This window comes from Pseudomonas bharatica, assembly GCF_048586865.1.
In the GTDB taxonomy this organism is placed as follows: Bacteria; Pseudomonadota; Gammaproteobacteria; order Pseudomonadales; family Pseudomonadaceae; genus Aquipseudomonas; species Aquipseudomonas bharatica.
In genome coordinates, this window is the sequence record NZ_JBMAWR010000030.1 from 56,284 (window position 1) to 76,574 (window position 20,291).

Annotated in this window: 21 protein-coding genes and 1 pseudogene; 10 read left to right on the forward strand and 12 right to left on the reverse strand. The window is 63.5% G+C overall.

Annotated features, from left to right (window positions below; translation table 11 throughout):
* The first annotated feature begins 5 nt into the window (after positions 1 to 5).
* The 3 genes from ACKLLE_RS24600 to ACKLLE_RS24610 all read left to right on the forward strand — a co-directional run bounded on the left by ACKLLE_RS24600 (position 6) and on the right by ACKLLE_RS24610 (position 4,004).
* A complete protein-coding gene (locus ACKLLE_RS24600; protein WP_420059320.1) occupies positions 6 to 1,499 on the forward strand; it encodes an aldehyde dehydrogenase in 1,494 nt (497 codons plus the stop codon).
* A 148-nt stretch (positions 1,500 to 1,647) separates the two neighbouring features.
* Positions 1,648 to 2,421 carry a gamma-glutamyl-gamma-aminobutyrate hydrolase family protein gene (locus ACKLLE_RS24605; protein ID WP_420059321.1) on the forward strand — a complete coding sequence of 258 codons (774 nt, stop codon included), beginning with the start codon at positions 1,648 to 1,650 and terminating at the stop codon, positions 2,419 to 2,421.
* Positions 2,422 to 2,471: 50 nt separating this feature from the next.
* The gene (locus ACKLLE_RS24610) at positions 2,472 to 4,004 is read left to right on the forward strand and encodes an APC family permease (protein WP_064302219.1); all 1,533 of its coding nucleotides are present in this window, start codon (positions 2,472 to 2,474) and stop codon (positions 4,002 to 4,004) included.
* A 31-nt stretch (positions 4,005 to 4,035) separates the two neighbouring features.
* On the opposite strand, the gene gmk is transcribed toward ACKLLE_RS24610, so the two are convergent.
* Positions 4,036 to 4,656 carry a guanylate kinase gene (gmk, locus tag ACKLLE_RS24615; RefSeq protein WP_064302220.1) on the reverse strand — a complete coding sequence of 207 codons (621 nt, stop codon included), beginning with the start codon at positions 4,654 to 4,656 and terminating at the stop codon, positions 4,036 to 4,038.
* Between the two features lie 13 nt (positions 4,657 to 4,669).
* The gene (locus ACKLLE_RS24620) at positions 4,670 to 5,533 is read right to left on the reverse strand and encodes a YicC/YloC family endoribonuclease (RefSeq protein ID WP_009397037.1); all 864 of its coding nucleotides are present in this window, start codon (positions 5,531 to 5,533) and stop codon (positions 4,670 to 4,672) included.
* 279 nt (positions 5,534 to 5,812) lie between these two features.
* On the opposite strand from ACKLLE_RS24620, the gene rph reads away from it, so the two are divergent.
* Positions 5,813 to 6,535 carry a ribonuclease PH gene (gene rph / locus ACKLLE_RS24625; RefSeq protein ID WP_009397035.1) on the forward strand — a complete coding sequence of 241 codons (723 nt, stop codon included), beginning with the start codon at positions 5,813 to 5,815 and terminating at the stop codon, positions 6,533 to 6,535.
* Positions 6,536 to 6,695: 160 nt separating this feature from the next.
* Here the strand turns inward: rph and ACKLLE_RS24630 are convergent, their stop codons facing one another.
* Positions 6,696 to 7,475, reverse strand: a complete 780-nt coding sequence (locus ACKLLE_RS24630; RefSeq protein WP_009397034.1) for an exodeoxyribonuclease III — start codon at positions 7,473 to 7,475, stop codon at positions 6,696 to 6,698.
* Positions 7,476 to 7,555: 80 nt separating this feature from the next.
* Between ACKLLE_RS24630 and pyrE the strand changes: the two genes are divergently transcribed.
* Complete coding sequence (pyrE, locus tag ACKLLE_RS24635; RefSeq protein WP_009397031.1) at positions 7,556 to 8,197, forward strand: orotate phosphoribosyltransferase; 642 nt, start codon at positions 7,556 to 7,558, stop codon at positions 8,195 to 8,197.
* Between the two features lie 57 nt (positions 8,198 to 8,254).
* On the opposite strand, the gene argB is transcribed toward pyrE, so the two are convergent.
* The 4 genes and pseudogenes from argB to coaBC form a co-directional block, all read right to left on the reverse strand.
* A complete protein-coding gene (gene argB, locus ACKLLE_RS24640) occupies positions 8,255 to 9,163 on the reverse strand; it encodes an acetylglutamate kinase (protein ID WP_009395884.1) in 909 nt (302 codons plus the stop codon).
* A 30-nt stretch (positions 9,164 to 9,193) separates the two neighbouring features.
* Positions 9,194 to 10,567: pseudogene (locus tag ACKLLE_RS24645) on the reverse strand (phosphomannomutase/phosphoglucomutase); the annotation flags it as partial.
* Positions 10,568 to 10,693: 126 nt separating this feature from the next.
* Positions 10,694 to 11,149 carry a dUTP diphosphatase gene (dut, locus tag ACKLLE_RS24650; protein ID WP_420059322.1) on the reverse strand — a complete coding sequence of 152 codons (456 nt, stop codon included), beginning with the start codon at positions 11,147 to 11,149 and terminating at the stop codon, positions 10,694 to 10,696.
* A 5-nt stretch (positions 11,150 to 11,154) separates the two neighbouring features.
* Positions 11,155 to 12,363 (reverse strand): bifunctional phosphopantothenoylcysteine decarboxylase/phosphopantothenate--cysteine ligase CoaBC, encoded by a 1,209-nt coding sequence (coaBC, locus tag ACKLLE_RS24655; RefSeq protein ID WP_009395881.1) that lies wholly within the window; start codon positions 12,361 to 12,363, stop codon positions 11,155 to 11,157.
* Positions 12,364 to 12,510: 147 nt separating this feature from the next.
* Here coaBC and radC point away from each other — a divergent pair, with 147 nt between their 5' ends.
* The gene (gene radC / locus ACKLLE_RS24660; RefSeq protein WP_420059323.1) at positions 12,511 to 13,200 is read left to right on the forward strand and encodes a RadC family protein; all 690 of its coding nucleotides are present in this window, start codon (positions 12,511 to 12,513) and stop codon (positions 13,198 to 13,200) included.
* Positions 13,201 to 13,255: 55 nt separating this feature from the next.
* Here radC and ACKLLE_RS24665 read toward each other — a convergent pair whose 3' ends face one another.
* Positions 13,256 to 14,845, reverse strand: a complete 1,590-nt coding sequence (locus ACKLLE_RS24665) for an ABC transporter substrate-binding protein (RefSeq protein WP_064305073.1) — start codon at positions 14,843 to 14,845, stop codon at positions 13,256 to 13,258.
* A 363-nt stretch (positions 14,846 to 15,208) separates the two neighbouring features.
* Between ACKLLE_RS24665 and rpmB the strand changes: the two genes are divergently transcribed.
* The gene (gene rpmB, locus ACKLLE_RS24670) at positions 15,209 to 15,445 is read left to right on the forward strand and encodes a 50S ribosomal protein L28 (RefSeq protein WP_037058999.1); all 237 of its coding nucleotides are present in this window, start codon (positions 15,209 to 15,211) and stop codon (positions 15,443 to 15,445) included.
* A gap of 11 nt (positions 15,446 to 15,456) precedes the next feature.
* Positions 15,457 to 15,612 (forward strand): 50S ribosomal protein L33, encoded by a 156-nt coding sequence (gene rpmG / locus ACKLLE_RS24675; protein ID WP_003242516.1) that lies wholly within the window; start codon positions 15,457 to 15,459, stop codon positions 15,610 to 15,612.
* Positions 15,613 to 15,757: 145 nt separating this feature from the next.
* On the opposite strand, the gene ACKLLE_RS24680 is transcribed toward rpmG, so the two are convergent.
* The 4 genes from ACKLLE_RS24680 to ACKLLE_RS24695 all read right to left on the reverse strand — a co-directional run bounded on the left by ACKLLE_RS24680 (position 15,758) and on the right by ACKLLE_RS24695 (position 17,082).
* A complete protein-coding gene (locus tag ACKLLE_RS24680; protein ID WP_420059324.1) occupies positions 15,758 to 15,979 on the reverse strand; it encodes an I78 family peptidase inhibitor in 222 nt (73 codons plus the stop codon).
* A gap of 174 nt (positions 15,980 to 16,153) precedes the next feature.
* On the reverse strand, positions 16,154 to 16,357 hold the full coding sequence (locus ACKLLE_RS24685; protein WP_420059325.1) for an I78 family peptidase inhibitor: 204 nt from the start codon (positions 16,355 to 16,357) through the stop codon (positions 16,154 to 16,156).
* An 80-nt stretch (positions 16,358 to 16,437) separates the two neighbouring features.
* Positions 16,438 to 16,641 (reverse strand): I78 family peptidase inhibitor, encoded by a 204-nt coding sequence (locus tag ACKLLE_RS24690; RefSeq protein ID WP_420059326.1) that lies wholly within the window; start codon positions 16,639 to 16,641, stop codon positions 16,438 to 16,440.
* 81 nt (positions 16,642 to 16,722) lie between these two features.
* Positions 16,723 to 17,082, reverse strand: coding sequence for a cupin domain-containing protein (locus ACKLLE_RS24695; RefSeq protein ID WP_420059327.1), 360 nt, complete (start codon positions 17,080 to 17,082; stop codon positions 16,723 to 16,725).
* 196 nt (positions 17,083 to 17,278) lie between these two features.
* On the opposite strand from ACKLLE_RS24695, the gene ACKLLE_RS24700 reads away from it, so the two are divergent.
* Entirely contained in the window at positions 17,279 to 18,772 is a 1,494-nt protein-coding gene (locus ACKLLE_RS24700; RefSeq protein ID WP_420059328.1) for an aldehyde dehydrogenase, read from the forward strand.
* Between the two features lie 118 nt (positions 18,773 to 18,890).
* Positions 18,891 to 20,036, forward strand: coding sequence for an MFS transporter (locus ACKLLE_RS24705; RefSeq protein WP_420059329.1), 1,146 nt, complete (start codon positions 18,891 to 18,893; stop codon positions 20,034 to 20,036).
* Positions 20,037 to 20,291: the final 255 nt, after the last annotated feature.

A 20,291-nucleotide genomic window follows, 5' to 3' on the forward strand; every position in this document is an offset into this window, starting at 1 on the left:
CAACAATGACAATCCCGTCTCGCGAACAGTGGGAATCCCTTTACCAGAGCCTGCGCATCGAAGGCCGTGCCTTCGTCGATGGCGTCTACCGCGACAGCGTTGGCGGTGAGGTGTTCGAGTGCGTCAGCCCGGTGGATGGCCGCGTCCTCGCTTCCGTCGCCAGCTGCGATATCGCCGACGCGGAGCTGGCGGTAGCCGCCGCCCGCCGCACCTTCGACAGTGGCGTCTGGGCCAACCAGGCCCCGGCCGAGCGCAAGCGCGTACTTATCGCATTCGCCGACCTGCTGCTGGCCAATGCCAGGGAGCTGGCGCTGCTGGAAACCCTGGACATGGGCAAGCCGATCGCCGACGCCTTGAGTATCGACATTCCGGCGGCGGCGAACTCGATTCGTTGGTCTGCCGAGGCCATCGACAAGGTCTATGACGAAGTGGCGCCGACCCCGCACGACCAGCTCGGCCTGGTTACCCGCGAGCCGATCGGCGTGGTGGCCGCCATCGTGCCGTGGAACTTCCCGCTGATGATGGCCTGCTGGAAGCTCGGTCCGGCGCTGGCTACCGGTAACTCGGTCATCCTCAAGCCATCGGAAAAATCGCCACTGACGGCCATCCGTGTCGCCCAACTGGCGCTGGAAGCCGGTATTCCGGCCGGGGTGTTCAACGTACTGCCGGGCTACGGCCACACCGTGGGCAAGGCCCTGGCCCTGCATATGGACGTGGATACCCTGGTATTCACCGGTTCGACCCGGATCGCCAAGCAACTGATGGTGTATGCCGGCGAATCCAACATGAAGCGCGTGTGGCTGGAAGCCGGTGGCAAGAGCCCGAACATCGTCTTCGCCGATGCGCCGGACCTGAATGCCGCTGCCGAAGCCGCGGCTGCCGCCATCGCCTTCAATCAGGGCGAAGTCTGCATCGCCGGTTCGCGCCTGCTGGTGGAGCGCTCGATCAAGGAGCGTTTCCTGCCGATGGTGGTGGACGCGCTCAAGGCCTGGAAGCCGGGCCATGCGCTGGATCCGCAGACCCGCGTCGGCGCCCTGGTGGACGGCACCCAGCTGGATACCGTGCTCGGCTATGTCGAAGCCGGCAAGGCCGATGGCGCGACCCTGGTCACCGGTGGCCAGCGTGTGCTGGAAGACACCTGCGGCGTGTATGTGCAGCCGGCGATCTTCGATGGCGTGACCAACGCCATGCGTATCGCCCGGGAAGAGATCTTCGGCCCGGTGCTGTCGGTGATCACCTTCGATACCCCCGAGGAAGCGATTGCCATCGCCAACGACTCACCGTTCGGCCTGGCGGCGGCCGTGTGGACGGCGGATATCTCCCGGGCCCACCGTTGCGCCCGCGCCCTGCGTGCCGGCAGCGTGTGGATCAACCAGTACGACGGCGGCGACATGACCGCGCCGTTCGGCGGGTTCAAGCAGTCGGGCAATGGCCGCGACAAGTCGCTGCATGCGTTCGACAAGTACACCGAACTGAAGGCGACCTGGATCAAGCTCTAAGAGATCTCTGAAGCGCCACGGACCCTGTGGGAGCGGGTTCACCCGCGATGACGTTAGTGAATTCACCGACTCAATCGCGGGTGAACCCGCTCCCACAAGGTCTGTGGCGAACCATGAATTGTATGTTGTTCCACGCGAGGCTGGATCAATGAAGCAAGTCGGAACCCCTTTGATCGGCGTCACCGCGTGCCGCCAGATGCTCGGTCACACGGCCTCCCACACCGTGGGCGACAAGTACGTCGAGGCTGCCGCCTTTGCCGGCGTGCCGCTGATCCTGCCGGCGCTCAACGAGGCGCTGGAGCCGCAGCGCCTGCTGGAACGCCTCGACGGCATTGTTTTTACCGGTTCGCCTTCAAATGTCGAGCCGCATCATTACAATGGCGCCCCCAGCGCGGAAGGCACCCGGCACGACGTTTATCGTGACCGCCTGACCCTGCCGCTGCTGCGCGCGGCCATCGCCGCCGGTGTGCCGGTCTTCTGCATCTGCCGGGGTTTCCAGGAGCTCAACGTGGCGCTGGGCGGCAGCCTGCACCAGCGCGTGCACGAGCTGCCCGGCTACCTGGACCACCGCGAGCCGCACGACGCCCCGCTGGAGGTGCAGTACAGCCCGCGCCACCTGGTCACCGTCGAGCCCGACGGGCAATTCCAGCGACTGGGTTTGCCGCGCAGCTTCATGGTCAACTCGCTCCACGGCCAGGGCATCGACCGTCTGGCCGACGGCCTGCGGGTCGAGGCATTGGCTCCCGATGGTCTGATCGAAGCGGTTTCCATGGAGGACGCACCCGGCTTCGTGCTCGGGGTGCAATGGCATCCGGAATGGCGTTTTGCCGAGAACCCGGTTTCGTTGCGACTTTTCCAGGCGTTCCGTGCAGCCTGCGAGGCTTACGCCGGTGGCCAGCGCTACCGCGAGGCCACTCTGTAGCGGGCATCCCCGGATGCCCTGAAGAACAATTCCAATAGCGGCGACATCTCATGAGCGAATTCGAAGCAAGCCTGTCCTCGGGCACGGCGGGACTGGCTCGCAAGGCCTCCAAGGGGCTGGCCAAGGGCCGGCTCGGCCTGCTCGCCAGCATCGTGCTGGGCATTTCCACCATTGCCCCGGTCTACACCCTGACCGGCGCCCTCGGGCCGACCGTGCGGGAGGTCGGCCAGCATCTGCCAGCGGTGTTCATCGTCGGCTTCCTGCCGATGCTGCTGGTTGCCCTGGGCTACCGTGAACTGAACGCCGCAGAGCCGGACAGCGGTACGTCCTTCACCTGGTCGGCGCGGGCCTTCGGCCCGATGATCGGCTGGATCGGCGGCTGGGGCCTGGTCACGGCGACCACCATCGTGCTGTCCAACCTGGCCGGGGTGGCAGTGGATTTCTTCTATCTGTTCCTCGGGCAACTGACCGGCAGTCGCGAGCTGGCTGCGCTCAGTGACAACCTGCTGGTCAACGTGGTCACCTGCTGTGTGTTCATCGCCATGGCGGTGTGGATCTGCTGTCGCGGCATCGGTACCACCATGACCGTGCAATATGGCCTGGTGGCCCTGCAACTGGTGGTGCTGGTGGGCTTCGCCATGGCCGCGTTCGGCGGGGCTGCGCAAACGCCGCCGATGGACTTCGATATCAGCTGGTTCAACCCCTTCGGTGTCGAGTCGTTCTCGGCCTTCGCTGCCGGGCTTTCGCTGTCGATTTTCATTTTCTGGGGCTGGGACGTTTGCCTGACCGTGAGCGAAGAGTCGGTCGGCAGCGATGAGGTTCCCGGTCGAGCGGCAACCCTCACGGTCTTGCTGATTCTGGGCCTGTACCTGGTCACCGCCATCGCCACCCTGCAGTTCGCCGGGATCAGCGAGGAAGGCCTGGGCCTGAACAATCCGCGCATCCAGGAAAACGTCTTTGCCCATCTGGCCGGGCCGGTGATGGGGCCGATGGCGATCCTGATGTCCATCGCCGTGCTGGCGAGCACTGCCGCGTCACTGCAATCGACCTTCGTGTCGCCGGCGCGGACCTTGCTCGCCATGGGCTACTACGGCGCCGTGCCTGAGCGCTTCGCGCGTATCTGCCCGCGCTCGCAGACCCCGCGCTATGCCACCATCTGCGCCGGGGTCGCCGCCGGGGTGTTCTACGTGACCATGCGTACCCTCAGCGAGAACGTGCTCGCCGACACCATTACCGCGCTGGGCATGATGATCTGCTTCTACTATTCGCTGACGGCCTTCGCCTGCGTCTGGTACTTCCGCCACAGCCTGTTCGACAGCCTGCGCCACTTCTTCATGCGTGGCGTGTGTCCTTTGCTGGGCGGCGCGATCCTGTCGGTAATCTTCGTGCAGACGGCCTTCGACAGCGCTTCGCCGGAGTTCGGCAGCGGCTCGCATGTGGGCGGGTTGGGGCTGGTGTTCGTGATCGCGATGATCATCCTGCTGCTGGGCATCGTCCTGATGCTGCTGTCGCGCCTGCGTGCGCCGGCGTTCTTCCTGGGCGTGACGCTGCGTCGTCACGCCACTGTCCCCAGCCGCCGCTAGGCTTTCCCAAGGCGGCCAGGGCGGCGAGGGCTCAAGCCAGCAGTTGCTTGAGCAGCTCGCCGTGGCGCTGCTGCTGACCGTCCCGTTGCAGGCGGTTGGCGCGGAACACGGCTTTCAGGTCTTCCAGCGCGGTGGCGAAGTCGTCGTTGATGATGACGTACTCGTACTCGTCGTAGTGTTCCATCTCGCTGACCGCTTCGCGCATCCTGCCTTCGATGATCTCGTCGCTGTCCTGGCCCCGGTTGGTCAGGCGCTGGCGCAGGGCCTGCTGGCTCGGTGGCAGGATGAAGATCGAGCGGGTCTGCGGCATCAGCTTGCGTACTTGCTGGGCGCCTTGCCAGTCGATTTCCAGGATCAGGTCGTGGCCCTGGTCCAGCGTCTGCTGCAGGGCGCTGCGCGAGGTGCCGTAGCAGTTGCCGAAGACCTCGGCCTGTTCGAGGAAGTCGCCCTGGGCGTTCATCCGCTCGAATTCGGCGCGATCGACGAAGTGATAGTTGACCCCATCGCGCTCGCCCGGGCGCATGGCGCGGGTGGTATGCGAGACCGACACGCGGATGTGGTTCAGGTCGTCGGTCAGGGCCTTGACCAGGCTGGTCTTGCCGGCGCCGGACGGGGCGGAAATGATGAACAGGGTGCCGCTGCTGTGTTTCATGATGGGGGTGGCCTTACTCGATGTTCTGTACTTGTTCACGCATCTGCTCGATCAGGACCTTGAGGTTCACCGCCGATTGCGTGCTGCGTGGGTCGAAGGCTTTGGAGCCGAGGGTGTTGGCTTCGCGATTGAGCTCCTGCATCAGGAAGTCCAGGCGCCGGCCTGCGGCGCCGCCGGACTTGAGCACGCGGCGCACCTCGGTGACGTGGGTGCTGAGGCGGTCGAGCTCTTCGGCGACATCGCTTTTCTGGGCCAGCAGGACCATTTCCTGTTCCAGGCGCTGCGGGTCCAGCTCGGCTTTCATGTCGTTGAAGCGGTCGAGGATCTTCTGCCGTTGCGCGGCGAGCATCTGCGGGACCAGGGTGCGCAGGGTAGCGACCTCGTGGCTCATGCTGTCCAGCCGCTCGTTGATCAGCCGGGCCAGCTCGGCGCCTTCGCGATTGCGCCCGTTCTTGAGTTCGGCGAGCGCGTCTTCGAACAGCGCCAGGGCTTCCTGGTTCAGGGCCTGCGGGTCGGCAGCGTCGGCCACCAGCACGCCAGGCCAGGACAGCACGGCCAGCGGGTTCAGTGGTGCAGGGTTCTTGATCAGGCTGGCAACGCTCTCGGCGGCTTCCACCACCTGGCGGGCGCGCTCCTGGTCCACCTGTAGCGATTTGCCGGCGTTCTCTTCGGTGAAGCGCAGGGTGCACTCCACTTTCCCGCGGGAAATGCCCTGGCGCAGGGCTTCGCGTACCGCGCCTTCGAGGTCGCGGAAGGCGTCCGGCAGGCGTAGATGCGGCTCGAGATAGCGATGGTTGACCGAGCGCAATTCCCAGATGAGGGTGCCCTGGGTCCCGGCTCGTTCGACACGAGCGAAGGCGGTCATGCTGTGCACCATGGGAAGTACCTCGCAGATGGATGAAGGAGAAAGCCGACGGCTGCAAAGGCGCAGGATTGTAACGCAGTGCGCCGCCCGGTCCCATCTACTGATGTTACAAACCGGGGTGGAAGGACAGGGTGAATACCGACCGGGGGCTTTGGGTGCACCGCCGGACCTATGGGAGCTGGCGTTGCCAGCGATGGGGCCGGTACAGCCATTAAAGCGTCAGGCATGTCCACTGCGGCCCTGGCGCTCTATAATGCTCGGCAGTTCGAACCCCCAGTACAGGTATCCCCTATGAAACGTCCAAGTGGTCGCGCCGCCGATCAGCTTCGCTCGATCCGCATCACCCGCAACTACACCAAGCACGCCGAAGGGTCGGTACTGGTCGAGTTCGGCGACACCAAGGTGGTCTGCACGGTCAGCGTCGAGAACGGTGTTCCGCGCTTCCTCAAAGGCCAGGGCCAGGGCTGGCTGACCGCCGAATACGGCATGCTGCCGCGTTCGACTGGCGAGCGTAACCAGCGTGAGGCCAGCCGTGGCAAGCAGGGCGGCCGGACCCTGGAAATCCAGCGTCTGATCGGGCGCTCGCTGCGCGCCGCCCTGGACATGAGCAAGCTTGGCGACATCACCCTGTATGTCGATTGCGATGTGATCCAGGCCGATGGCGGCACCCGCACCGCATCCATTACCGGTGCGATGGTCGCCCTGGTCGATGCCCTGCGCGTGGTCAAGAAGCGTGGCGGACTGAAGGGCGGCGACCCGCTCAAGCACATGATCGCCGCCGTATCGGTGGGCATGTACCAGGGCGAAGCGGTCCTCGACCTGGACTACCTGGAAGACTCCGCCGCCGAGACCGACCTGAACGTGGTCATGACCAGCTCGGGCGGCTTCATCGAGGTCCAGGGCACCGCAGAAGGCGCGCCGTTCCAGCCGCAAGAGCTGAACGCCATGCTGGCGATCGCGCAGAAAGGCATGGCCGATCTGTTCGAGCTGCAGAAGGCTGCGCTGGCCGATTGATCCAGCGCGGGCCTTGTGGGAGCGGGTTCACCCGCGATTGCGATGGTGGTTTCACTACAGCTATCGCGGGTGAACCCGCTCCCACAGGTGCCGCGTCGTCTTTCGGGATATCAGGCACAAAAAAGCCGACCCATGAGGTCGGCTTTTTTGCATCTGGTGATCAGATCGTCAGCGTCCAGTCGTAGTCCACGATCAGCGGCGCGTGCTGCGAGAAGCGCGGCTGGCGTGGCAGGCGTGCACTGCGCACGAAGCGGCGCAGGCCCGGGGTCAGCAACTGGTAGTCGAAGCGATAGCCCAGGTTGAGCATCTCGGCCTGCTCGTTGTCTGGCCACCAGCTGTACTGGTCGCCTTCGCGGCTGACTTCGCGCAGGGCATCGACATAACCCATGTTGCCGACGATCTCGTCCATCCAGGCACGCTCGGGGGCAAGGAAGCCCGGCGACTGCTGGCTGTCGCGCCAGTTCTTGATGTCGAGCTTCTGCTGCGCCACGTAGAGCGAGCCGCAGTAGATGTATTCACGGCGCTTGCGACGCTGCTTGTCCAGGTACTTGGCGAAGTCGTCCATCAACTTGAACTTCTGGTTCAGGTCTTCGTCGCCGTTCTGCCCGGAAGGCAGGAGCAAGGTAGCAATACTGACTTTGTCGAAATCGGCCTGCAGGTAACGTCCGTAGCGGTCGGCTGTCTCGAAGCCCAGGCCGCTGATGACTGCCTTGGGCTGCAACCGCGAATAAAGTGCCACGCCGCCTTGGGCGGGTACTTCTGCGTCGCAGGCATAAAGGAAGTAGCCATCGAGCTGATAAGCCGGGTCGTCGAGTTCAAAGGCCGAAGCGCGGGTATCCTGAAGGCAGATGACGTCGGCATTCTGGGCTTGCAGCCAGCTGAGCAAACCACGCTCGACCGCAGCCTGAATGCCATTAACGTTCACACTGATGATCCGCATAAATGGCCCCAAAAATCACGTGCGTGTATGATACCCGAGCTCTACTCAATTAGCTAAATCCGTGGTATCCGGGACTCCTCATGCAGCCGTATCAGCGCGACTTCATTCGTTTTGCCATCGATCGCGGGGTTCTGCGCTTCGGTGAGTTCACTCTCAAGTCGGGCCGTACCAGCCCGTATTTCTTCAACGCCGGCCTGTTCAACAGCGGTTCGGCCCTGGCCCAGCTCGGTCGTTGCTACGCGGCGGCGATCGTCGACAGCAAGATTCCGTTCGACGTGCTGTTCGGCCCGGCCTACAAGGGCATTCCCCTGGCAGCGGCCACCGCGGTCGCCCTGGCCGAGCAGCATCAGCTCGACGTGCCATGGTGCTTCAACCGCAAGGAAGCCAAGGACCACGGTGAAGGCGGCAGCCTGGTTGGCGCGCCGCTGGCTGGTGACGTGCTGATCATCGACGACGTGATCACTGCCGGCACCGCGATCCGCGAAGTCATGCAGATCATCAAGGCCCAGCAAGCCCGTGCCGCCGGCGTGCTGATCGCGCTGAACCGCGAAGAGCGCGGCAATGGCGAGTTGTCGGCGATCCAGGAAGTGGAGCGCGACTTCGGCATTCCGGTGGTCAGCATCGTTTCCCTGACCCAGGTCCTCGAGTTCCTTGCCGACGACCCGCAGCTCAAGCAGCACCTGCCAGCGGTGGAAGCCTACCGCGCGCAGTACGGCATCTGAGCCGGAGGAAATGAAAAAGGCGACCCGAGGGTCGCCTTTTTCTTGCCCGCAAAACGCTTACTGACGCGGCTTGCGGTTGGTGATCAGGGTGCCGACGCCGCTGTCGGTGAAGATTTCCAGCAGTACGGCATTCGGTACCCGGCCGTCGATGATGTGCGAGCTGTGCACGCCGCCCTGGACCGCTTCCAGCGCGCAGCGGATCTTCGGCAGCATGCCGCCGTAGATGGTGCCGTCGGCGATCAGTGCGTCGACCTGTTCGGTGCTCAGACCGGTCAGCACGGTACCTTGCTTGTCCATCAGGCCGGCGATGTTGGTCAGCAGCATCAGCTTCTCGGCTTTCAGCGCTTCGGCAACCTTGCCGGCAACCAGGTCGGCGTTGATGTTGTACGACTCACCGTTCGGGCCCACGCCGATTGGCGCGATGACCGGGATGAAATCGCCCTTCACCAGCATGTTCAGCAGGTCGGTGTTGACGCCCACCACTTCGCCGACATGGCCGATGTCGATGATTTCCGGGGTAGTCATTTCCGGGGTCTGGCGGGTGACGGTGAGCTTTTTCGCGCGGATCAGCTCGGCGTCCTTGCCGGTCAGGCCGATGGCGCTGCCGCCGTGACGGTTGATCAGGTTGACGATGTCCTTGTTTACCTGGCCGCCAAGCACCATCTCCACCACGTCCATGGTCGCGGCGTCGGTAACCCGCATGCCATCGACGAAACGGCTTTCGATCGACAGACGGTTGAGCAGGTCACCGATCTGCGGGCCACCGCCGTGCACCACCACCGGGTTGATGCCGACCGCCTTCATCAGCACTACGTCGCGGGCGAAGCCGGTTTTCAGCTCTTCGCTCTCCATCGCGTTGCCGCCGTACTTGATCACCAGGGTCTTGCCGACGAAGCGTCGGATATAAGGCAGCGCTTCGGACAGTACCTTGGCGACATGGGTGGCGGCATCGCGATCGAGGGTCATGCAGGGCTCCAGTTGGAACAAGTGGTTCGGTCAGAACGGTAGTTGCAGGTCAGGGGCTACGCGCTTGAGCTGCGCGTGGAATATAGCCTTGATTCGCTGCAGTTCAGCGTCATTGTCGGCCTCGAAGCGCAGCACCAGCACCGGGGTGGTGTTGGAGGCGCGGACCAGGCCCCAGCCGTGGGGATAATCGACCCGCACACCGTCGATGGTGGTCAGGTCGGCTTGGCCCCAGTCGGCGTCGCGTTGCAGTGCATCAATGATGGCGAATTTACTCTCGTCGGTCACATCAATGTTGATTTCCGGCGTGGAAATATCATTCGGGAAGCCGGCGAACAGGGTTTCGGCGTCCGTTTCGGTCTTGCTGAGGATTTCCAGCAATCGCGCGGCGCTGTAGATACCGTCGTCGAAGCCGAACCAGCGTTCCTTGATGAAAATGTGCCCGCTCATCTCGCCTGCAAGCAGGGCGCCGGTTTCCTTCATCTTCTTCTTGATCAGCGAGTGGCCGGTTTTCCACATCCGCGCATGGCCGCCGTGTTCGGCGATCAGCGGGGTCAGGCGACGGGTGCACTTGACGTCGAAGATGATCTCGGCGCCCGGGTTGCGGTCCAGCACGTCCTGGGCGAACAGCATCAGCAGGCGGTCGGGATAGACGATGCTGCCGGTGTTGGTCACCACGCCGACGCGGTCACCGTCGCCGTCGAAGGCCAGGCCGATGTCGGCGCCGGTTTCCTTCACTTTCGCGATCAGATCGACGAGGTTCTCCGGTTTTCCCGGATCCGGATGGTGATTGGGGAAGTTGCCGTCCACTTCGCAGAACAATGGGATGACCTCGCAGTTCAGCGCGGCCAGCAGCTGTGGCGCGTTGACCCCGGCTGCACCGTTGCCGCAGTCCACCACCACCTTCAGGCGCCGGGCGAGCTTGATGTCGCCGACGATCTGCTGGTGATAGCGCGGGAGGATATCGACCTTTTCCACCTTGCCGGCGCCGCGCGGCAGGTCCTCGTTCTTGATGCGGTTCAGCAGGGCCTGGATCTGCTCGTTGGCGAGGGTGTCGCCGGCGATGACGATCTTGAAGCCGTTGTAGTCCGACGGGTTATGGCTGCCAGTGAGCATCACCCCGGACTTGCCGGCCAGCACATTGGCCGCGTAGTACAGGGCCGGGGTCGGCACCAGGCCGACATCGCTGACCTGGCAACCGGCGTCGGCCAGGCCCTTGATCAGTTGTTCCACCAGCATCGGGCCGGACAGGCGGCCATCACGGCCAACGGAAACGTTCGGCTCGCCCTGGGCGATGCTCTGGGCGCCGATGGCGCGGCCGATCCAGTAAGCCGTTTCGGCGTGCAGGGTCTTTCCGACCACACCACGGATATCGTAGGCGCGGAAGATGCTGTCAGGCAGTGCGGGGATCAGTTGGGCCATATCGTTCATCACGGGACTCCAGTCTCGAAGGCTTTCGGGCGTATGGAACGCTTGGACGGCCTTTCCGGCGGAGAGTTCGCCCTCGACAGGCCGTCGAGGGCGGTCAACGGATCAATGGCTACCGGAATGACCGAAGCCGCCGGCGCCGCGCTGGGTCTCGTCGAAGGTCTCGACGATGTCGAAATGCGCCTGTACCACCGGCACCAGGACCAGCTGCGCGATGCGCTCGCCGACGGCGATATTGAAGGCGTTCTGGCCGCGGTTCCAGCACGACACCATCAGTTCGCCCTGGTAGTCCGAGTCGATCAGGCCGACCAGGTTGCCCAGGACGATGCCGTGTTTGTGGCCCAGGCCGGAGCGCGGCAGGATCATGGCCGCCAGGCCCGGGTCGCCGATGTAGATCGACAGTCCGGTGGGGATCAGCAGGGTCTGGCCCGGCTCGAGGACGGTGTCTTCCTTGAGCATCGCGCGCAGGTCGAGGCCGGCCGAGCCGGGGGTGGCGTATTGCGGCAGCGGGAATTCTGCGCCGATGCGTGGGTCGAGGATCTTGGCTTGGAGAGCGTGCATGTGGATCAAACCTGGTTGAGGCGTTCAGCGATGAAAGCGATCAGCTGGCGGGCGATCTTGCCCTTGCTGGTCTGCGCGAAAAGGGTTTCGTGGAGCTGGCGGTCGATCACGCTGCAGGCGTTTTCCTCGCTGTTGAAGCCAATGCTGGGGTTGGCCACGTCATTGGCGACGATCAGGTCGAGGTTCTTGTCCTTGAGCTTGCGGGCGGCGTAATCGAGCAGGTGTTCGGTCTCGGCGGCGAAGCCGACGCTGAACGGACGGTCGGGACGAGTGGCGATGGTGGCCAGGATGTCCGGGTTGCGCACCATCTGCAGCAGCAGGCCGTCGCCGGTCGTAGGGTCTTTCTTGAGTTTCTGCGGGGCGACGACTTCCGGGCGGTAGTCCGCGACCGCCGCCGAGGCAATGAACAAATCGCAGGGGATCGCCGCCTCGCAGGCCGCGAGCATATCGCGGGCGCTGACCACGTCGATCCGGGTGACCCGGTCCGGGGTCGGCAGGTGCACCGGGCCGGTGACGAGCGTTACCCGGGCGCCGGCTTCCACTGCGGCCTCGGCCAGGGCGAAGCCCATTTTCCCGGAACTGTGGTTGGTGATGTAGCGCACCGGGTCGATGTTTTCCTGGGTCGGGCCGGCGGTAATCAGTACGTGCTTGCCGGTCAGTGACTCGCGCTTGAAGCATTCGGCGGCGCACCAGGCCAGGTCGGTGGCTTCGAGCATGCGGCCGAGGCCCACGTCGCCGCAGGCCTGGCTGCCCGACGCCGGGCCGAAGACCTGGATCCGGCGTTGCTGCAAGGTATCGAGGTTGGCCTGGGTGGCCGGATCGCGCCACATCGCCTGGTTCATCGCCGGAGCGACGGCCACGGTGGCGTCGGTGGCGAGTACCAGGGTGGTCAGCAGATCGTCGGCCACGCCCTGGGCGAGGCGCGCGATCAGGTCGGCGGTGGCGGGTGCGATCAGCACCAGGTCGGCCCATTTGGCCAGTTCGATATGGCCCATCGCCGCTTCGGCAGCGGGATCCAATAGGTCCATGTGCACGGGGTGCCCGGACAGCGCTTGCATGGTCAGCGGAGTGATGAATTCGGCTCCGCCGCGGGTCATGACCACGCGCACCTGGGCGCCGTGTTCCAGAAGTCGGCGAACCAGCTCGGCGCTCTTGTAGGCGGCAATGCCGCCGCCGACGCCGAGAACAATGCGTTTCCGATACAGCCGCTGCATAGGCCTGCCTTTTTCCGATGGAAGTTGTGCACCGCGCCGACGCCTCCCCAGGCCGAATCGCTGTGCAAAAAGTGGCGGCTAATGTAGCACAGCGCTGCTTCCAGCAAGAGCGCCGGAAGCAGTAACGGACAGACAGAGGGATTTGCGATGAGCATCAGGGACTGGCCTGCGGCGGAACGGCCCAGGGAAAAGCTGTTGGAACGGGGCGCGGCAAACCTGTCGGACGCCGAATTGCTGGCGATTTTCCTGCGCATCGGCGTGCGTGGCAAAAGCGCGGTGGACCTGGCCCGGGAGCTGCTGCAGCGCTTTGGCGGCCTGCGCGGGCTGCTGGAGGCGGACCAGCGTGGTTTCAGCCAGGGGCAGGGCCTCGGCCCGGCCAAGTTCGCCCAGTTGCAGGCGGTGATGGAAATGGCGCGTCGGCACCTGGGGGAAACCCTGCAGCGGGGTTCGGCGCTGGAGCGCCCGGAGGCGGTGCGCACCTACCTGAAGGCGCAGATGCGGCATGAGCGCAACGAGGTGTTCGGCTGCCTGTTCCTCGACACCAAGCACCGGCCGCTAGGTTTCGAAATCCTTTTCCGTGGCTCCATCGACAGCGCCACGGTGTATCCGCGCCAAGTGGTCAAGCGAGCCCTGGCCTACAACGCGGCGGCGTTGATCCTGTGTCACAACCATCCTTCGGGCAACCCCGAGCCAAGCAAGGCCGACATCCGCCTGACCCACCGGCTGGTGGATGCCCTGGAAAGCATCGAGGTGCGCGTGCTCGATCACTTCATCATCGGCGACGGCGAGCCGTTGTCGATGCTGGAGCAGGGGTGTTTTTTCAGCAACCCGTCCTGAGGGGGGGCTGATGGCCCTATCGCTGGCTTGCCAGCGATAGGGCCCGACCAGGCCGCTACTTCTCTACCTTCACCCCGGCAAAGTCCTGCCGCCCGAACGGACTCACCTGGTATCCCTCCACATCCTTGCGCAGCAGCACCGCAGCGGTCGGGTGGGCCAGCGGCAGCCACAGGGCCTGCTGCTGGATCTGCGCCTGGGCCTGCTGGTACAGGCGGCTGCGTACGCTCTGGTCGGTGGTGGTCTTGCCGGCGCTGATCAACTGGTCAAGGCGCGAGTCGCAATAGCGCGCGAAGTTGGTCCCGGAGGTGACCGCAGCGCAGGAAAACTGCGGACTGAGGAAGTTGTCCGGGTCGCCGTTGTCGCCCGCCCAGCCCATGAACAGCAAATCATGCTCGCCAGCCTTGGCCCGACGGATCAGTTCGCCCCACTCGATGACGCGGATTTCCGCCTTGATCCCGACCTTGGCCAGGTCTGCCTGCAACAGCTGCGCGCCGAGGCTCGGGTTGGGATTGAGCAGGCTGCCGGACGGGCGGGTCCAGATCGTGGTGCTGAAACCGTCGGGCAGGCCGGCTTTCTTCAACAGGTCGCGGGCTTTGTCGAGGTTGGTCGGGTAGCCCGGCAGCGACTTGTCATAACTCCAGGTGTTCGGCGGGAACGGGCCGTTGGCAGTGACTGCCGTGCCTTCGAATACGGCCTTGAGGTAGCTGTCCTTGTCGAAGGCGAGGTTGATCGCCTGGCGCACTTCCGGCTTGTCCAGCGGCGGGTGCTGGCTGTTGATGGCGACGAAGGCGGTCATGAACGCTTCGGTCTTTTCCACCTTGAGGTTGGCGTCCTCGCTTGCCGCAGCGAGGTCCAGCGGCTTTGGCGAAAGGGCGATCTGGCATTCGTTGCGTCGCAGCTTTTGCAGGCGCACGTTGGCGTCCGGGGTGATGGCGAAGATCAGCGGATCGACTGCCGGCTTGCCATTGAAGTAGTCCGGGTTGGCCCGATAACGCACCACCGCGTCCTTCTGGAAGCGGTTGAAGACGAACGGCCCGGTGCCCACCGGCTGGCTGTTGAGCTTTTCCGGGGTGCCCGCCTTGAGCAACTGATCGGCGTATTCCGCCGGGTAGATCGAGGCGAAGCCCATGCTCAGGGTGGCGAGGAAGGTAGCGTCCGGGTGGCTCAGGGTGAAACGCACGGTCAACGGATCCGGGGCGTCGATCTGCTTGATCAGGTCGGGCAGTTGCAGCGATTGCGCATGGGGGAAGCCGCTCTGGGCGATCTTGTGCCAGGAGTGCGCCGGGTACAGCATGCGCTGGAAGCTGAACAGCACGTCATCGGCGTTCAGCGTGCGGCTTGGCTTGAAGTACGGGGTGGTATGGAACTTCACCTCGGGCCGCAGCTTGAATTCCCAGGTCAGGCCGTCGTCGGACACCGTCCAGCTCTGGGCCAGGCTCGGCACCACCTTGCCGGTCGCTGCGTCGAATTCCACCAGGCGGTTCATCAGCACGTCGGCCGAGGCATTGGTGGTGGTCAGCGAGTTGTACTGGACCACGTCGAAGCCTTCGGGGCTGGCTTCGGTGCATACGCTGAGGGCGGCGGCCTGGGCCATGGCAGGGCCGAGCAGGGAGGCGAGCAACAGGGATAGAACGGCGGGGCGCATGATAACTCCTAGGCTGAACGACGACCCATCTGCCAGTGCAGTCTGGAAAAGACCTACCCTAGTGCCCCGGATTACAAATCGCCAACATCTTTTTCAACGAATCGCACGACGAGCGGTAAACTGCCGTGCAGCCCGTTTGCCACGCCGTGCGGGCCTGGGCGGCACAGGGGCCAGTGATATTGTTTGTTGTTGTGCTCTGGTCTTTCTGGTATAAAGCAGCGCTCTTTTCTAGGGGCCCGGTGTGTAGCATCCTCGGGTGTAGCCGGTAAGACCCCGAAGAATCACGGCGCCTGGCGCCAGAAACTGAGAGATTAAGCGGCCAACCCATGCCGGGTTGGGCATGTGGTTTTAGAGGGCTGAGGCATGTCGAGAGTCTGTCAAGTTACTGGTAAGGGTCCAGTAACCGGGAACAACATTTCCCACGCAAACAACAAAACCCGTCGTCGTTTCCTGCCGAACCTGCAGCATCACCGCTTCTGGGTCGAGTCCGAGAAGCGTTTCGTGCGTCTGCGCGTTTCCGCCAAGGGCATGCGTATCATCGACAAGCGCGGCATCGACGCCGTTCTGGTCGACATTCGCCGTAACGGCATCAAGGTCTAAGGGAGAACGTCATGCGTGAACTGATCCGTTTGGTGTCGAGCGCCGGTACTGGCCACTTCTACACCACTGACAAGAACAAGCGCACCACTCCGGACAAGATCGAGATCAAGAAATACGATCCGGTCGTCCGTAAGCACGTGATGTACAAGGAAGCCAAGATCAAGTAATTGATCCGGTTTTCGCGAAAGGCCCGTATCTTCCGGATACGGGCTTTTTTTATGCCTGTGTTCCGGATGTCCTCGTAAGCCAATCACGTGAAAACGAAAACGCCCGGTGCCAATTGGCACCGGGCGTTTTTGTTGTGAGGCGAGATCAGCCGAAGCAGACGCCGGTGATGACACCTTTGTCGTCCGTTAACACCTGGATGCGCGCGTCGTCGATTTCCATGGTGTGTGGGTCGTTCGGACCAACGACGCGAGCGCGGTTGGTCAGTTTGGCGATCTCGGCACGGACGGCTTCGGAATATTTGGTACCGATCAGCTTGCTCACTGCGGCTTTGACTTCGTCGTTGCTCATTGAAATTGCGATGCTCATGATTTTCTTCCTTGTTTGGGGTTGTCCGGATGGACGGCGCCATATTCCCTAACGACGCCTCATGTCGTGCGTTACATATCTTTCGAATACTACGGGCTTGCGTTGCTGCGCCTGTGTTTTGCCAGGCGTAAAAAGCCCGGAGCCACCGGCCCCGGGTTTTTTGGCGAGGAGGAATCAGCCGAAGCGGAAACCGGTAATCACGCCGTTGCCGCCAGTGATCACATGGATACGCAGTTCGTCGAATTCCTTGGTGGTAATGCCGTTCGGAGCGACCACGCGAGGGCGTCCGGTCAGGCGGGTGACACGGGCACCGGTCTCATCGGTGAATGGGCAGCCAACCAGCGGAGCCAGGGCTACGAGCGCTTCTTCATTGGTCATGATCTTGTCTTCCTTGATGGTGCTCGTGCGCAGAGACAGCGGGGACTATTGGCCCCCGTGTCCCGGACGCGAGGGGGGGATCAACCGAAGCGGAAGCCGGTGATCACGCCATTGCCGTCGGCCACGACATGGATACGCGCATCGTCGACTTCCATGGTGGACGGCTCATTCGGACCGACGACGCGTGCGCGGCCGGTCAGTTTGGTGATCTCGGCCTTGGTAGCTGCGGTGTATTCGCAGCCGATCAGCTTGGCCAGGGCAGCTTTTGCTTCTTCATTGTTCATGGCTTTTTCTTCCTTGTAAGTGGATGTCCGGACGGACAAGGCCATGATCCCGAAGCGCACACCCTGTCATGCGCTACATATCTATTTTTGTTCGAACATCACGTAGATCTTGCGGCACGGCTCCAGCACCTCCCAGGTGCCCTTGAAACCAGCCGGAATCACGAAGCGGTCGCCGGCGCGCAAGGTCTTGGCCTCGCCTTGCTCATCGCGCAGCACCGAAACGCCCTGGACGATTTCGCAGTATTCATGCTCGGTGTAGTTGACCGTCCATTGCCCGACCTCGCCTTCCCATACGCCCGCGGCAAACTGCCCGCACGGGCTGGAATAGTGGTTATAGACCGCCTGCTCGGGGTCGCCTTTGAGGATCTTTTCGGCGGCGGGGCGATAGCGTTCGGCTTCGGTCAAGATCTGAGCGAAATCAACGATCTGCTGGATATTCATGGCGCGGGTTCACCTGATTGTTAAATAAAATGAACATGACTAGGCTTTTGACAGCTTAATGTCAAATATATTGATAATCCGGGTCCCAGTAGTTTAGGGTGTCGGATGCTGTAGAGCGATGACAGCTCCGGCGGAATTTTCTGACAGTGTCGACGACCTCTCGTGCGACGCTGCACATCAACAAGAGGAGTTTGCTATGACCACCCTGACGCGTGCGGATTGGGAAGAGCGTGCCCGGCAACTGAAGATCGAAGGACGTGCCTTCATCAACGGCGAATACACTGCGGCCGCTTCCGGCCAGACCTTCGAATGCATCAGCCCGGTCGACGGTCGCCTGCTGGCGCACATCGCCAGCTGCGACGAAGCCGACGCCCAGCGCGCCGTGGAAAACGCCCGCGCTACCTTCGAGTCCGGCGTCTGGTCGCGCATGGCCCCGGCCAAGCGCAAGGCCACCCTGATCCGCTTCGCCGGCTTGCTCAAGCAGAATGTCGAAGAGCTGGCGCTGCTGGAAACCCTGGACATGGGCAAGCCAATCAGTGACTCCTCGACCATCGATATTCCGGGCGCGGCCAATGCCCTGGCCTGGAACGGCGAAGCCATCGACAAGGTATACGACGAAGTCGCCGCTACCCCGCATGACCAGCTCGGCCTGGTCACCCGCGAGCCGGTGGGTGTTGTCGGCGCCATCGTGCCGTGGAACTTCCCGCTGCTGATGGCCTGCTGGAAGCTCGGTCCGGCCCTGGCCACCGGTAACTCGGTAATCCTGAAGCCGTCGGAAAAATCCCCGCTGACCGCCATTCGCATCGCCCAGCTGGCTGTGGATGCCGGCATCCCGGCCGGTGTGCTCAACGTCCTTCCTGGCTATGGCCACACCGTGGGCAAGGCCCTGGCCCTGCACATGGACGTCGATACCCTGGTGTTCACCGGTTCGACCAAGATCGCCAAGCAACTGATGGTCTATGCCGGCGAATCGAACATGAAGCGCGTCTGGCTGGAAGCTGGCGGCAAGAGCCCGAACATCGTCTTTGCCGACGCACCTGACCTGAAGGCCGCCGCCGAAGCCGCTGCCAGCGCCATCGCCTTCAACCAGGGCGAGGTCTGCACCGCCGGCTCGCGCCTGCTGGTGGAGCGCTCGATCAAGGACCAGTTCCTGCCGATGGTCCTGGAGGCCCTGAAAGCCTGGAAACCGGGCAACCCGCTGGACCCGGCGACTACCGTCGGCGCCCTGGTCGACACCCAGCAACTGAACACCGTGCTGGGCTATATCGAGTCCGCCCACGCCGACGGCGCCAAGCTGCTGGTTGGCGGCAAGCGCATCCTCGAAGAGACCGGCGGCACCTATGTCGAACCAACCATCTTCGACGGCGTGTCCAATGCCATGCGCATCGCCAAGGAAGAGATCTTCGGGCCGGTGCTGTCGGTGATCACCTTCGACACCGTCGAAGAAGCTATCGCCATCGCCAACGACACCCCGTACGGCCTGGCTGCCGGCGTCTGGACCTCGAATATCAGCAAGGCGCACAAGACCGCCAAAGCCCTGCGTGCCGGCAGCGTCTGGGTCAACCAGTACGACGGCGGCGACATGACCGCGCCGTTCGGTGGCTTCAAGCAGTCGGGCAACGGTCGCGACAAGTCGCTGCACGCACTGGACAAGTACACCGAGCTGAAAGCTACCTGGATCAAGCTGTAAGCACCCTGCGCGGCTGAAAGGCCGCGTCAGTTCGATCCGGTCATGCAGCCGGACCTTGCCACCAGGCGGGTCCGGCTGTGTCGTCTGTGCTGTAGGGAAATGCTTCGAGGGAGATGAGATGCGTTGGGGGACTTACTTCGCCGTGTTGGCGGCTGTGCTCAGTGTCGGCCTGGCGCTGGGGGTCAGCATGCCGCTGGTGTCCTTGCGCCTGGAAGGCTGGGGGTACGGCAGCTTCGCCATCGGCGTGATGGCAGCGATGCCGGCGATCGGCGTATTGCTTGGCGCCAGCCTGGCCAGCCGCCTGGCGGCACGCTTCGGCACCCCAGGCTTGATGCGCCTGTGCCTGTGGGCTGGCGCGCTGTCCATCGGTGCCTTGGCGCTGTTGCCAAGCTATCCGGTGTGGCTGGTGCTGCGCCTGTTGATCGGCGTGGTCCTGACTATCGTCTTCATCCTCGGTGAAAGCTGGATCAACCAGTTGGTAGTGGAGGAATGGCGCGGCCGCCTGGTGGCGCTGTATGGCAGCAGCTACGCCCTTAGCCAACTGGCCGGGCCTTTGTTGCTGGGCGTGGTGGGCTCGGACGACGACCTCGGTTTCTGGATTGGCGTCGGCCTGCTGGTCGTCTCGCCGCTGCTGCTGTTCGGGCGCGGCGGTGCGCCGAGCACCGAGGCGGCCAGCGTGACCTTCTTCGACCTGTTCGGCTTCTGTCGGAAGTTGCCGGTGATTGCGTGGGCGATTGCCCTGTTCGCGGCATTCGAGGCAATGATCCTGACCCTGCTGCCGGTGTACTGCCTGCAACAGGGCTTCACTGCGGAAGTCGCGCTGTTCATGGTCAGCACCGTGGTCGTGGGCGATGCGGTGCTGCAACTGCCGATCGGTGCCCTGGCCGACCGCATGTCCCGGCGCACCTTGTTCAGTGGTTGCGCGGTGACGCTGGCGGTGTCCAGCCTGATGATCCCCTTGCTCCTGCAAACCCAGCTGATCTTGCCGCTGTGGGTGTTGTTCGGCGCCAGCGCCGGTGGCTTGTTCACCCTGTCGCTGATCCTCATCGGCGAGCGCTACCGCGATGACGCGCTGGTGCGGGCCAACGCGCATGTGGCGCAGTTGTGGGGACTTGGCTGCCTGATCGGGCCGTTGGCGGCGGGGGCGGGGAGCCAGTGGCTGAGTGGGCATGCGTTGCCGTGGTTCATGGCAGCAGGGGCTTTCGTCCTGGTGCTGTTGTCGCGTCGGGCCAATGCTTTCGAGGCGGTTGCCGTCCCTGATTGATCGCGCAAACGTGTTTTTGCAAGCAAGGACGCTTCATGCGTTAGCTTAGGATTTTTCCTATATCTCAGCCGTTGGCCGGCAGTCAGGATTCCCGGGAATTCGTTCCCCGGGACATCCGCCATGGCCGTTCAGTCCGATCTGCGCTTCACCTTCACCGCAGCAGCCGGTGAGTTCGATGTCGTCGAATTCCACCTCACCGAGGCCCTCTCCGAAACCTTTCGCCTCGAAGTCGACCTGAGCAGCACCGATGCCGCG

What these genes read in the sequence shown, in the direction of transcription:
- pyrE (WP_009397031.1), top strand. Translation starts at nt 7,556, where the DNA reads ATGCAGCCGTATCAGCGCGACTTCATTCGTTTTGCCATCGATCGCGGG.
- ACKLLE_RS24630 (WP_009397034.1), bottom strand. Translation starts at nt 7,475, where the DNA reads ATGCGGATCATCAGTGTGAACGTTAATGGCATTCAGGCTGCGGTCGAG.
- coaBC (WP_009395881.1), bottom strand. Translation starts at nt 12,363, where the DNA reads ATGCAGCGGCTGTATCGGAAACGCATTGTTCTCGGCGTCGGCGGCGGC.
- rpmB (WP_037058999.1), top strand. Translation starts at nt 15,209, where the DNA reads ATGTCGAGAGTCTGTCAAGTTACTGGTAAGGGTCCAGTAACCGGGAAC.
- ACKLLE_RS24605 (WP_420059321.1), top strand. Translation starts at nt 1,648, where the DNA reads ATGAAGCAAGTCGGAACCCCTTTGATCGGCGTCACCGCGTGCCGCCAG.
- ACKLLE_RS24680 (WP_420059324.1), bottom strand. Translation starts at nt 15,979, where the DNA reads ATGAGCATCGCAATTTCAATGAGCAACGACGAAGTCAAAGCCGCAGTG.
- ACKLLE_RS24665 (WP_064305073.1), bottom strand. Translation starts at nt 14,845, where the DNA reads ATGCGCCCCGCCGTTCTATCCCTGTTGCTCGCCTCCCTGCTCGGCCCT.
- ACKLLE_RS24705 (WP_420059329.1), top strand. Translation starts at nt 18,891, where the DNA reads ATGCGTTGGGGGACTTACTTCGCCGTGTTGGCGGCTGTGCTCAGTGTC.
- ACKLLE_RS24685 (WP_420059325.1), bottom strand. Translation starts at nt 16,357, where the DNA reads ATGACCAATGAAGAAGCGCTCGTAGCCCTGGCTCCGCTGGTTGGCTGC.
- rpmG (WP_003242516.1), top strand. Translation starts at nt 15,457, where the DNA reads ATGCGTGAACTGATCCGTTTGGTGTCGAGCGCCGGTACTGGCCACTTC.
- radC (WP_420059323.1), top strand. Translation starts at nt 12,511, where the DNA reads ATGAGCATCAGGGACTGGCCTGCGGCGGAACGGCCCAGGGAAAAGCTG.
- ACKLLE_RS24600 (WP_420059320.1), top strand. Translation starts at nt 6, where the DNA reads ATGACAATCCCGTCTCGCGAACAGTGGGAATCCCTTTACCAGAGCCTG.
- ACKLLE_RS24620 (WP_009397037.1), bottom strand. Translation starts at nt 5,533, where the DNA reads ATGGTGCACAGCATGACCGCCTTCGCTCGTGTCGAACGAGCCGGGACC.
- ACKLLE_RS24695 (WP_420059327.1), bottom strand. Translation starts at nt 17,082, where the DNA reads ATGAATATCCAGCAGATCGTTGATTTCGCTCAGATCTTGACCGAAGCC.
- gmk (WP_064302220.1), bottom strand. Translation starts at nt 4,656, where the DNA reads ATGAAACACAGCAGCGGCACCCTGTTCATCATTTCCGCCCCGTCCGGC.
- ACKLLE_RS24700 (WP_420059328.1), top strand. Translation starts at nt 17,279, where the DNA reads ATGACCACCCTGACGCGTGCGGATTGGGAAGAGCGTGCCCGGCAACTG.
- ACKLLE_RS24690 (WP_420059326.1), bottom strand. Translation starts at nt 16,641, where the DNA reads ATGAACAATGAAGAAGCAAAAGCTGCCCTGGCCAAGCTGATCGGCTGC.
- ACKLLE_RS24610 (WP_064302219.1), top strand. Translation starts at nt 2,472, where the DNA reads ATGAGCGAATTCGAAGCAAGCCTGTCCTCGGGCACGGCGGGACTGGCT.
- dut (WP_420059322.1), bottom strand. Translation starts at nt 11,149, where the DNA reads ATGCACGCTCTCCAAGCCAAGATCCTCGACCCACGCATCGGCGCAGAA.
- argB (WP_009395884.1), bottom strand. Translation starts at nt 9,163, where the DNA reads ATGACCCTCGATCGCGATGCCGCCACCCATGTCGCCAAGGTACTGTCC.
- rph (WP_009397035.1), top strand. Translation starts at nt 5,813, where the DNA reads ATGAAACGTCCAAGTGGTCGCGCCGCCGATCAGCTTCGCTCGATCCGC.